At 72.0% G+C, this 10027-nt stretch carries 11 protein-coding genes; 6 read left to right on the forward strand and 5 right to left on the reverse strand.

From position 1 onward, the window contains the following. The first annotated feature begins 36 nt into the window (after positions 1 to 36). The gene (locus tag HZS56_RS30285) at positions 37 to 291 is read left to right on the forward strand and encodes an acyl carrier protein (protein ID WP_216724002.1); all 255 of its coding nucleotides are present in this window, start codon (positions 37 to 39) and stop codon (positions 289 to 291) included. 129 nt (positions 292 to 420) lie between these two features. Beyond that, positions 421 to 1710 (forward strand): beta-ketoacyl-[acyl-carrier-protein] synthase family protein, encoded by a 1290-nt coding sequence (locus HZS56_RS30290; protein ID WP_216724003.1) that lies wholly within the window; start codon positions 421 to 423, stop codon positions 1708 to 1710. A gap of 100 nt (positions 1711 to 1810) precedes the next feature. On the opposite strand, the gene HZS56_RS30295 is transcribed toward HZS56_RS30290, so the two are convergent. Next, positions 1811 to 2305: a DUF3145 domain-containing protein gene (locus tag HZS56_RS30295; RefSeq protein WP_216724004.1), complete on the reverse strand. Its 495-nt coding sequence runs from the start codon at positions 2303 to 2305 to the stop codon at positions 1811 to 1813. Between the two features lie 334 nt (positions 2306 to 2639). Between HZS56_RS30295 and HZS56_RS30300 the strand changes: the two genes are divergently transcribed. The 3 genes from HZS56_RS30300 (at position 2640) to HZS56_RS30310 (ending at position 6294) form a co-directional block, all read left to right on the forward strand. Beyond that, positions 2640 to 3551, forward strand: a complete 912-nt coding sequence (locus tag HZS56_RS30300; RefSeq protein WP_216724005.1) for an SGNH/GDSL hydrolase family protein — start codon at positions 2640 to 2642, stop codon at positions 3549 to 3551. Between the two features lie 82 nt (positions 3552 to 3633). Then, positions 3634 to 4635 (forward strand): aldose epimerase family protein, encoded by a 1002-nt coding sequence (locus HZS56_RS30305; RefSeq protein ID WP_216724006.1) that lies wholly within the window; start codon positions 3634 to 3636, stop codon positions 4633 to 4635. Positions 4636 to 4998: 363 nt separating this feature from the next. After that, positions 4999 to 6294: a pyroglutamyl-peptidase I gene (locus tag HZS56_RS30310; RefSeq protein ID WP_216724007.1), complete on the forward strand. Its 1296-nt coding sequence runs from the start codon at positions 4999 to 5001 to the stop codon at positions 6292 to 6294. On the opposite strand, the gene HZS56_RS30315 is transcribed toward HZS56_RS30310, so the two are convergent. The 3 genes from HZS56_RS30315 to HZS56_RS30325 form a co-directional block, all read right to left on the reverse strand. Next, complete coding sequence (locus HZS56_RS30315) at positions 6266 to 7117, reverse strand: EI24 domain-containing protein (protein WP_216724008.1); 852 nt, start codon at positions 7115 to 7117, stop codon at positions 6266 to 6268. The genes HZS56_RS30310 and HZS56_RS30315 overlap by 29 nt on opposite strands. A gap of 78 nt (positions 7118 to 7195) precedes the next feature. After that, positions 7196 to 7615: an organic hydroperoxide resistance protein gene (locus HZS56_RS30320; protein ID WP_216724009.1), complete on the reverse strand. Its 420-nt coding sequence runs from the start codon at positions 7613 to 7615 to the stop codon at positions 7196 to 7198. Positions 7616 to 7728: 113 nt separating this feature from the next. Further along, complete coding sequence (locus HZS56_RS30325) at positions 7729 to 8751, reverse strand: NADP-dependent oxidoreductase (protein ID WP_216724010.1); 1023 nt, start codon at positions 8749 to 8751, stop codon at positions 7729 to 7731. Positions 8752 to 8922: 171 nt separating this feature from the next. Here HZS56_RS30325 and HZS56_RS30330 point away from each other — a divergent pair, with 171 nt between their 5' ends. Further along, positions 8923 to 9378 carry a MarR family winged helix-turn-helix transcriptional regulator gene (locus tag HZS56_RS30330; protein ID WP_216724011.1) on the forward strand — a complete coding sequence of 152 codons (456 nt, stop codon included), beginning with the start codon at positions 8923 to 8925 and terminating at the stop codon, positions 9376 to 9378. Positions 9379 to 9449: 71 nt separating this feature from the next. Here HZS56_RS30330 and HZS56_RS30335 read toward each other — a convergent pair whose 3' ends face one another. Further along, complete coding sequence (locus HZS56_RS30335; RefSeq protein WP_308408193.1) at positions 9450 to 9692, reverse strand: hypothetical protein; 243 nt, start codon at positions 9690 to 9692, stop codon at positions 9450 to 9452. Positions 9693 to 10027 lie beyond the last annotated feature (335 nt).

Genomic DNA, 10027 nt, shown 5'->3' on the forward strand with positions numbered 1-10027 from the left:
CCACACCCTCTGGGACAACAAAGAAGGAGCGCCATCATGGCCGCCACCGCCACTCAGGAAGAGATCGTCGCCGGTCTCGCGGACATCGTGAACGAGATCGCCGGCATCCCGGTCGAGGACGTCCAGCTGGACAAGTCCTTCACCGACGACCTGGACGTCGACTCCCTGTCCATGGTCGAGGTCGTCGTCGCCGCCGAAGAGCGCTTCGACGTCAAGATCCCGGACGAGGACGTCAAGAACCTCAAGACGGTCGGCGACGCGACGAAGTACATCCTCGACCACCAGTCCTGATCCGCCGATACTCGGGCACGGCCCGGGTATCGGACAGGTCCGGATAGATCCGGACAGGTCCGGGCAGACTGCCCCGCCACCCGGCGGTGGCGCCGTACGAATCCGTATCCCGTTGGAGAAAGAATTCCCGTGAGCTCGACCAATCGCACCGTGGTCGTCACCGGTATCGGCGCAACCACACCGCTGGGTGGCGACGCAGTTTCGACCTGGGAGGGCCTGATCGCCGGCAAGTCCGGCGTCAAGCCCCTGGAGCAGGAGTGGGCCGCCGACCAGGCGGTCCGCATCGCCGCGCCCGTCGCCGTGGACCCCTCCGAGGTCATCCCGCGGCCGCAGGCCCGCCGTCTGGACCGCTCGGCGCAGTTCGCGCTGATCGCGGCCCAGGAGGCCTGGAAGGACGCCGGATACGCCGGCAAGGCGGGTGAGAGCCCCACGGACGACGGGGCCGCGCACGTCGACCCCGACCGGCTCGGGGCGGTCATCGCCTCCGGCATCGGCGGCGTGACGACCCTCCTCGACCAGTACGACGTGCTCAAGGAGAAGGGCGTACGCCGCGTCTCCCCGCACACCGTCCCCATGCTGATGCCGAACGGCCCCTCGGCCAACGTCGGTCTGGCGGTGGGCGCCCGCGCGGGCGTGCACACGCCGGTCTCCGCCTGCGCGTCCGGCGCCGAGGCCATCGGCTACGCCATCGAGATGATCCGCACCGGCCGCGCCGACGTCGTCGTCGCGGGTGGCACGGAGGCGGCGATCCACCCGCTGCCCATCGCCGCGTTCGGCAACATGATGGCGATGTCCAAGAACAACGACGACCCGCAGGGCGCCTCGCGTCCCTTCGACACCGGCCGGGACGGCTTCGTGCTCGGCGAGGGCGCCGGCGTCGTCGTCCTGGAGTCCGCCGAGCACGCCGCCGCGCGCGGTGCCCGGGTCTACGCGGAGGCGGTCGGTCAGGGCATCTCCGCCGACAGCCACGACATCGTGCAGCCGGAGCCGGAGGGCCGGGGCATCTCCGCCGCCCTGCAGAACCTGCTGGACCGGGGCGACCTGGACCCGGCCGAGATCGTGCACGTCAACGCGCACGCCACCTCGACACCGGCCGGTGACATCGCCGAACTGAAGGCGCTGCGCAAGGTCTTCGGCGACGACGTCGACCACATGGCCGTCTCCGGCACCAAGTCGATGACCGGCCACCTCCTCGGTGGCGCGGGCGGCGTGGAGTCCGTGGCGACCGTGCTCGCCCTGTACCACCGGGTGGCGCCGCCGACCATCAACGTCGAGAACCTCGACCCGGAGGCCGAGGCCAACGCGGACATCGTCCGCGGCGAGGCCCGCAAGCTGCCGGTCGAGGGCCGTATCGCCGCGCTGAACGACTCGTTCGGCTTCGGCGGGCACAACGTGGTGCTGGCGTTCCGGTCGGTCTGAGCGGCCGCCGTACGTACGTGAAACACGAAACGTGAAGGGGTCCCCACCGGGCGGTGGGGACCCCTTCACGTCTCTCCGGCGTGATGGCGGGGCAGCGGGCTCACACGACCTGGTGCAGCCAGCGGACCGGGGCGCCCTCGCCGGCGTGGCGGAAGGTCTCCAGTTCGTCGTCCCAGGGCTTGCCGAGGAGCTTGGCGATGTCGGCCTCCAGGTCGCTCTCGCCGCGCTGGGCGCGGACCAGGGCGGCGCGCAGCCGGTCCTCGGGAATCATGATGTCGCCGTGCAGGCCGGTGACGGCGTGGAAGATGCCGAGTTCGGGGGTGCAGCTGTAGCGCTCGCCCTCGGCGTTCGCGGAGGGTTCCGAGGTGACCTCGAAGCGCAGCAGCTGCCAGCCGCGCAGCGCGGAGGCGAGTTTGGAGGCGGTGCCGGCCTGGCCCTGCCAGGAGAACTCGGAGCGCCAGGTGCCGGGAGCGGCGGGCTGCCGGATCCAGTCCAGGCCGACCCGGGTGCCGAGCACCCCGGCGATGGCCCACTCGACGTGCGGGCAGAGCGCGCGCGGCGCGGAGTGCACGTACAGGACTCCACGGGTCGTCACCGGAACCTCCGGGCTGAGCGGGACATCTCGGAACGGGTGGAACGGCCGCGGCCGGGCGGGTCGCGTTGAGGGCGAGGCTACCGTGCGCGGGGGCGAGGAGTGTGACGTACGGTCGGTCCCGGTGCCGACAAATCCGCGCCATTCACCCGGCAGGACGCTTGTACGGGCGTGAGCGAGGCATGGGCGAGGCGTGGCCGGGGTGTGAGCCGCCTCATCGCGGTCCCCGGGAACCCTCGCGCGGTGTGATGGGTTGAGGACTGTGTCGAGGAGTGTTCGCGGAGACGGGGCGAGCAGACACCAGGCGCGCAGACACCGAGCGAGGGGTGGGACCGGTATGGCGTACGGGACGGACCGGGTGACGCGCGGCGGCCGGCGCCGGGCGCGTGCCGTGCTCGCCGTCCTGACCGCCGCGGTCCTGGGCACGGCCGGCTGCGACGCGGCGGGCGGCGACTCCCCCGGCCCCTCCCCCAGCGCGTCGAAGCGGTCGCAGTCCGCGCCGGTGTGGAACACGAGCCCGGCGTCGGTGGCCGCGGTGGGCGACTCCATCACGCGCGGCTTCGACGCCTGCACGGTCCTGTCGGACTGCCCCGAGGTGTCGTGGGCGACCGGCAGCAGCGCGAAGGTCGACAGTCTCGCCGTACGGCTGCTGGGCAAGGACCGGGCGGCCGAGCGCAGTTGGAACCACGCGGTCACCGGCGCCCGGATGGCGGACCTGAACGGGCAGGTGACACGGGCGGTGGCGCACCGGCCCGAGCTGGTGGCGGTGATGGTCGGGGCCAACGACGCCTGCCGGTCGACGGCCTCGGCGATGACGCCGGTGGCGCAGTTCCGCAGCCAGTTCGAGGAGGCGATGGGCACCCTGCGCGAGAAGCTGCCCAAGACGCAGGTGTACGTGGCGAGCATCCCGGACCTGAAGCGGCTGTGGTCCGAGGGGCGCACCAACGCGCTGGGCAAGCAGGTGTGGAAGCTGGGCCTGTGCCCGTCGATGCTGGCCGACGCGGACTCCCTGGACTCGGCGGCGACGCTGCGGCGCAACACGGTGCGGGACCGGGTGGCGGACTACAACGAGGTGCTGCGGGAGGTCTGCGCGAAGGACCGGTACTGCCGCACCGACGACGGCGCGGTGCACGCCTTCCGGTTCGGCACCGACCAGCTGAGCCACTGGGACTGGTTCCACCCGAGCGTGAGCGGCCAGGCCCGGCTGGCCGAGATCGCCTACCGGGCCGTCACCGCGAAGCGGCCCTGACCTGTGATCCGGACCGCGGCCCGACCCGGACCTGTGATCCGGACCGCGGCCCTGACCTGCCCGGTGTCCTAGAGTTCCGCACATGAGCGAACTCTTCGGCACACTTTCCGACGGCACTGAGGTCCACCGCTGGACCCTCGAGCGGGCCGGCGTGCGGGTACGGGTCCTGTCGTACGGCGGGACCGTGCAGTCCGCCGAGGTGCCGGACCGGGACGGGAACAGGGCCGACGTGGTGCTGGGGTTCGCGGACCTGGACGGCTACCTGACGCACCCGGAGCCCTACTTCGGCGCGCTCGTGGGGCGTTACGCCAACCGGATCGCGGGCGGCCGGTTCCCGCTGGAGGGGCGTACATACGCGCTGGCGTGCAACGACGGGCCGAACTCGCTGCACGGCGGGGAGCGCGGTTTCGACAAGCACGTGTGGGACGTGGCGCCCGTCGGCGACGCCGGGCACGGCATCCGGCTGACCCGGACCAGCCCGCACGGCGAGGAGGGCTACCCCGGCCGCCTGGAGATCTCGGTGACGTACACGCTGGAGCAGCCTGACGGGGCGGACGGGCCGGTGGCGCTGCGGATCGGCTACGAGGCGGTGACGGACGCGCCGACGGTGCTGAACCCCACGAACCACAGCTACTTCAACCTGAGCGGTTCCGGCCACGCGGGCGGCCACGAACTGCGGCTGGCCGCCTCCCGCGTCACCGAGGTCGACGCCGGTCTGATCCCGGTGCCCGGCGCGCCGGCCGACGTCGCGGACACGCGCTTCGACTTCCGGCGGGCCCGCAAGGTCGGTTCGGGCTACGACCACAACTTCGTCCTGGACAAGGGCGTGACGGAGACCGCGGAGGAGGTCGCCGAGCTGCACGACCCGGCGTCGGGGCGGGTGCTGACGGTGGCGACGACCGAGCCGGGCCTCCAGCTGTACACCGCCGACCAGCTGGGCGAGCCCTTCGCACCCGGTGACGGCATCGCGCTGGAGACGCAGCACTTCCCGGACTCCCCGAACCGGCCGGACTTCCCGAGCACGGTGCTGCGGCCGGGCGAGGTGTTCCGCTCGGAGACGGTGTACGGCTTCTCGGCGCGGTAGCCCGCCGGACGGCGGGGCCGGTGTCGGCCGGACGGCCGTCGGGGGGCGCGTGCCGCCCCGGCCCGGCCGTCAGGTCCCGGGCCGGGGCAGTTCCGGGGGGATGCACGCGCGGGCGCGTTGGCGTCCGCGAGCGTGGTGACCTCGCGGACGCGGTGGCCTCTGCGGGCGTGCTGTCCCGCCTCAGACGTTAATCGCCGCGGTGACCGGCCGGTCCGTGATCAGCGGCCCGGTCCTCAGTTTGTACGAAGCCTTCACAAACTCGCACGCGCCGTTCGCCGTGCCGTAGCGCAGGCCCCTCCCACCACGCGATACTGCCGCCGTCCCACAGCGCGACCCCACGGCGATGGAAGGACCTGAACTCCCTTGACACCCATACACGCCCGCATCGGCGTACTCGGACTGGCCCTGGTGGCGGGACTCGCCGCCCCCGTGTCGGCCACCGCGGCCCCCGTCACGGCCTCCACCGCTCCCGCGCCGACGACCGAGGAGCGGCGGCTGGACGGCGACGTGCCCCAGGAGATCCTGCGCCGCTCCGGATTCGCCTCCGTGGCACCGGCGTTCGCCCGCGGGCTCGACCGGGCCGACTCCTACCGAGAGGCCCGGCGGCTCGTCGTCCGAGAGGGGTCCGCACTGTGGCGGCGGGCGGTGGACCGGGTGCAGGGACGCGGGCCCGCCCGCGGGGACCTCAGCCGGGACGACGACCGGCCGCTGTACTGGGCGCGGCTCGGGATGACGCGGGAACTGCGGACATGGGAGCCGGGGTACCGACTGAGCGAGGGGCAACGCACCGCACTGCTGGACGAGTTGGAGCGTGCCTCGCGCGGACAGCGCGACATCCGCCTGCCGCACGCGCGACACGGGAACCAGGGCGGCGGCAAGGGCGTGAAGCGGGTCCTGCTGACCGGCTTCGACCCGTTCACCCTCGACCGTGACATCCGCATCTCCAACCCCTCCGGGGCCGTGGCGCTCGCACTGGACGGCACGGTGATCGACACGCCGGACGGCCCGGCGCGCGTGGAGACGGCGGTGTTCCCGGTGCGCTGGCAGGACTTCGCGGACGGTGCCGTGGAGCGGGCGCTGCGGCCGTACCTGCCGAAGGCCGACCTGTTCACCACCGTGAGCCAGGGCCGGGTCGGGAAGTTCGACGTGGAGCGGACCAACGGCGCCTGGCGGGGCGGCTTCCCGGACAACGACAACGTTTCCCGCACGGAGACGGTCCCGGTCGCCGACCCGGACTCGCAGCCGCAGTGGACGACCACGACATTGCCGTACGGGGCGATCACGGCCGCGGACACCGGGCGCTTCCCCGTCATCGACAACACGGCCGTGACGGAGATCCCGGCGGGCGGCACCGAGCCCGTCGTACGGCCGGACGGTCCGACGCCCGGTTCGACGGCCCGGGAGGGCGGCGGCGGGAACTACCTGTCCAACGAGATCGCCTACCGGGCGACGCTGCTGCGGGACCGGCTCGGGCTGCACGACACGCTGCCGGGCGGGCACGTGCACACGCCGGTGCTGCAGTTCGCTCCCGACAACGCCGACCCGGCGACGGGGACGGTCACCGACCCGGCGTTCGTGCGCAACCGGCTGGACATCGTGGCGCAGACGCGGGCGATCGTGGCGGTGGCGGTCAGCGCGTCGGGGCAGGACCGGAGCTGACCTCGGGGTCGCCGGGGCCGCCGTCGCCCGGGGTTCCGTCGGCCGGGGCGCCGTCGGCCGGCCGGTCGCCGTCGCGGGTCTCCTCGCCCAGCAGTTCGCGGGCGAGGAGGGTGGCGCCGGCGACCGCGCCCGGCATCAGGAACACGGCGACCAGCGGCACCAGGAAGGCCAGGCCCAGCGGGGTGCCGAAGCCCCAGACCAGCATCCGGCGGGAGCGCAGCAGGGCGAGGCGCTCGCGCAGTTCGACGCCGCGGCGCTGGAGGGCGACGGCGGCCAGTTCCTCGGTGAGGAAGAAGCCGGTGACGAGGAAGCCGATCACCGGGATCGCGGTCTGCCCGACGACCGGGACGAACCCGAGCGCGAAGAGCAGCACGCCCCAGACGGCGGCGCGGACGAGGATGCGCAGGCTGTCCCGGCCGGAGATCCACAGGTCCCGCCAGAGCGGCAGGTCGGACTCGGGCGCGGTGCCGTCCGGGGAGACGTCGCGGTCGACCCGCACGGACAGCTCGTCGTAGAAGGGCTGGCCGACCAGCAGCGTGACGGCGGTGAAGGTGAGCACGGCGAGCAGCAGCGCGAGTGCGAACAGCACGGCGGTGAGGAAGCCCCGGAAGAGTCCGAGCCAGGGGCTGGACCAGTCGTCCGCGAAGGGTGTCGCCCAGGCGACGGCATCGCTGCCCCACAGCGCGAGCGCGATCAGTACGCCCACGTACAGGACGAGAGTGATCAGGCCCGGGACGAGCCCGAAGCCGTAGCTCCGGCCGTGCCGGGCCACCCACCGCTGGCCCTTCAGGAGATGACCGAACCCCGCCCCAAGATCACGCATGCGCGCACTCTACCGCCGCCGCGGCGGGAGCGGGGGCGGACCGGAGCGGGGGCGGAGTGGGGGCGGAGTGGGGGCGCCTCAGGCGAGCGTGACGGTGATGTCGCCGCGGGTCGCCTTCGAGTACGGGCAGACCTGGTGGGCCTTCTCCACCAGGGAGCGGGCGGTGGCGGCGTCGACCGCCGGGATCTTGGCGGAGATCTCGACGACGACGCCGAACCCGTCGTCGTTCTTGCCGATGCCGACCTTCGCGGTGACGGTCGAACCGGAGACGTCGGCGCCCTCCTGGCGGGCCACGACGCCGAGCGCGCCCTGGAAGCAGGCGCTGTACCCGGCGGCGAAGAGCTGCTCCGGGTTGGTGCCGGCACCGTTGCCGCCCATCTCCCTGGGCGGGTTCACGACCACGTCGAGCTTGCCGTCATCGGTGGCCACCCGTCCGTCGCGGCCGTTCTCGGCGGTGGCGACGGCGGTGTAGAGGACCTCGGACTGCTGGATGGGCATGCGGGTGTCTTCCTTCTCGGTCCGCCGTGACTCGCGCCCACGATCACGACAGATTTCGGAAAGACGTTACCGCATGCCGGAAGCAGCGGGAAGATCCGTCCGGTGCCGGAAGGTCAGAGCTTGACGATCATCTTCCCGGTGTTGTCGCCGCGCAGGACGCCGAGGAACGCCTCCAGGTTGTTCTCGATGCCCTCGACGACCGTCTCGCGGTACTTCAGCGCGCCCGAGGCGACCCACGGGCCGACCTCCTCGACGAACTGCGGCTGGAGGTCGTAGTGGTCACCGACGAGGAAGCCCTCGATGCGGCCGCGGGTCTGGATGAGCCGGGCCAGGTTCTTCGGGCCGGGGGCGGGCTCGGTGTTGTTGTACACGGAGATCGCACCGCAGATGGCGATGCGGCCGTTCAGGTTGAGCGACCCGACGGCGGCCTCCAGGTGTTCGCCGCCCACGTTGTCGAAGTAGACGTCGATGCCGTCCGGGGCGGCGTCGCGCAACTGCTTGCTCACCGGGCCGTCCTTGTAGTTGAAGGCGGCGTCGAAGCCGTACTCGTCGACGAGCAGCCCGACCTTCTCGTCGGAGCCGGCCGAGCCGATGACGCGGGCGGCGCCCTTCAGCTTCGCGATCTGCCCGACCTGGCTGCCCACGGCCCCGGCCGCGCCGGAGACGAAGACCGTGTCGCCCTCCTTGAAGGAGGCGGTGCGCAGCAGCCCGACGTAGGCGGTGAGGCCGGTCATGCCGAGCACGCCGAGGTACGTCGACAGCGGCGCGGCGTCCGGGTCCACCTTGACGGCGTGCTTCGCGTCCAGGGCGGCGTACTCGCGCCAGCCGAAGGAGTGCAGGACGTGGTCGCCGACCGCGAAGCCCTCGGCACTGGAGGCGACGACCTCGCCGACGGCACCGCCCAGCATGGGCTTGTTCAGCTCGTAGGGGGCGGCGTAGGACTTGGCGGCGCTCATCCGGCCGCGCATGTAGGGGTCGACGGAGACGTACAGGTTGCGGACCAGGACCTGGCCGTCGCGCGGGGTGGGGACCTCCGCCTCGACAAGCGCGAAGTCCTCGGGCTCGGGCCAGCCGACCGGACGGCTGACCAGGTGCCAGGCGCGGTTGACGGAGGGGAGTGCGGGGGAGTCGGTCATGAGGGTGCCTTTGCGGGGAGGGGGGCCCTTCGGGCCCTTCGGTCCTTCAGGCTCTCCGGCTTCTCCAGGCCCCTGGGGGACATCCTGGAGACGCCAGAGGTATTTCAGCCTATGAAACAACCATGCGACTGAACATTTCAGCTTGTCAAACAAATGAGTACCCTGGATCCCATGGCCACACCACGCGACACCACGCGCCGCCCCGACGCACTCACCCTGGAGGTCGTCGAACTGATCGGCGAGGTCGTGGCCCGCTTCCACGCCGACTACGAGGAGGCGGCTGCGGAACGCGCCCTGACCGGCGCCCAGGCCAAGCTCCTCAGCCTGCTGTCCCTGGAGCCGCTGCCGATGCGCAAGCTGGCCCACAGGCTGAAGTGCGAGCCGTCGAACGTGACGGGCATCGTGGACCGCCTGGAGGCACGCGGCCTGGTGGAACGCCGCTCCGACCCCGCCGACCGGCGCGTCAAGGTCGCGGCGGCGACGGAGGAGGGACGAAGGGTGGCCCGAAGCCTGCGCGAGTCACTGTCCTTCGCACGCGCACCGCTGGCAGGCCTGTCGGAGGAGGAACGGGTGTCCCTGCGGGACGCACTGCGGCTGATGGTCGGCGAGGAGGCGACGGGGGACTGATCTTCAGGCCGACCTTCATCTCACCGACCTGCCCGGGACCGGTCGCCGTCCATGCTGCCGTCGAACGACATCTACGGGCGTGCGAGTCCCATGGGGTCGATCGCGAAGGAGAATGGGGCATTCAGGTGCGTGGCCGTACCGGAGAGTGCAGTCGTCCGCTCCACGTACCGGCCGCCCTGCAGCTCGTAGGCGGCGAGCATGGAGGCGGGGTAGAACTCGAGCCGCCAGAAGTGCGGGACGGCCGCCTCGGCGTACAGCACGGGCTTGACCTTGCGGTCCATGGTGCTGCTGCCCAGGAAGACGAGTTCGACCACAAGCCGAACGGCGTCGACAGTCGCCGGTGACGGGATCGCCGGCGGTCGCGCCGGCGTCGACCACGACCAAGTCGGGAACGACCAGGCCCGACGGAAGGACGACATCGACGCCAGGATCTCCACCGGTGCGCCGACGGCCCGGGCGGCCGCGTCCAGCGCGACAGGGAGGCAGAACGAGGCCCGCTGATGACGGACTCCGGCTCCGGGAGCGGATACTCGCGGAAGCGTTGACATCCTCTTCGCCCTAAAGGACGGAGGTTCCCGCCTGCCTGCCGGTGGTCACCGGCTGAGGCTTCGGGTGGGTTCCTGTTTCGCTGCGCGGTGCCGGGACAAGT

It is taken from the genome of Streptomyces mayonensis (assembly GCF_018982965.1).
Classification (GTDB): Bacteria; Actinomycetota; Actinomycetes; order Streptomycetales; family Streptomycetaceae; genus Streptomyces; species Streptomyces mayonensis.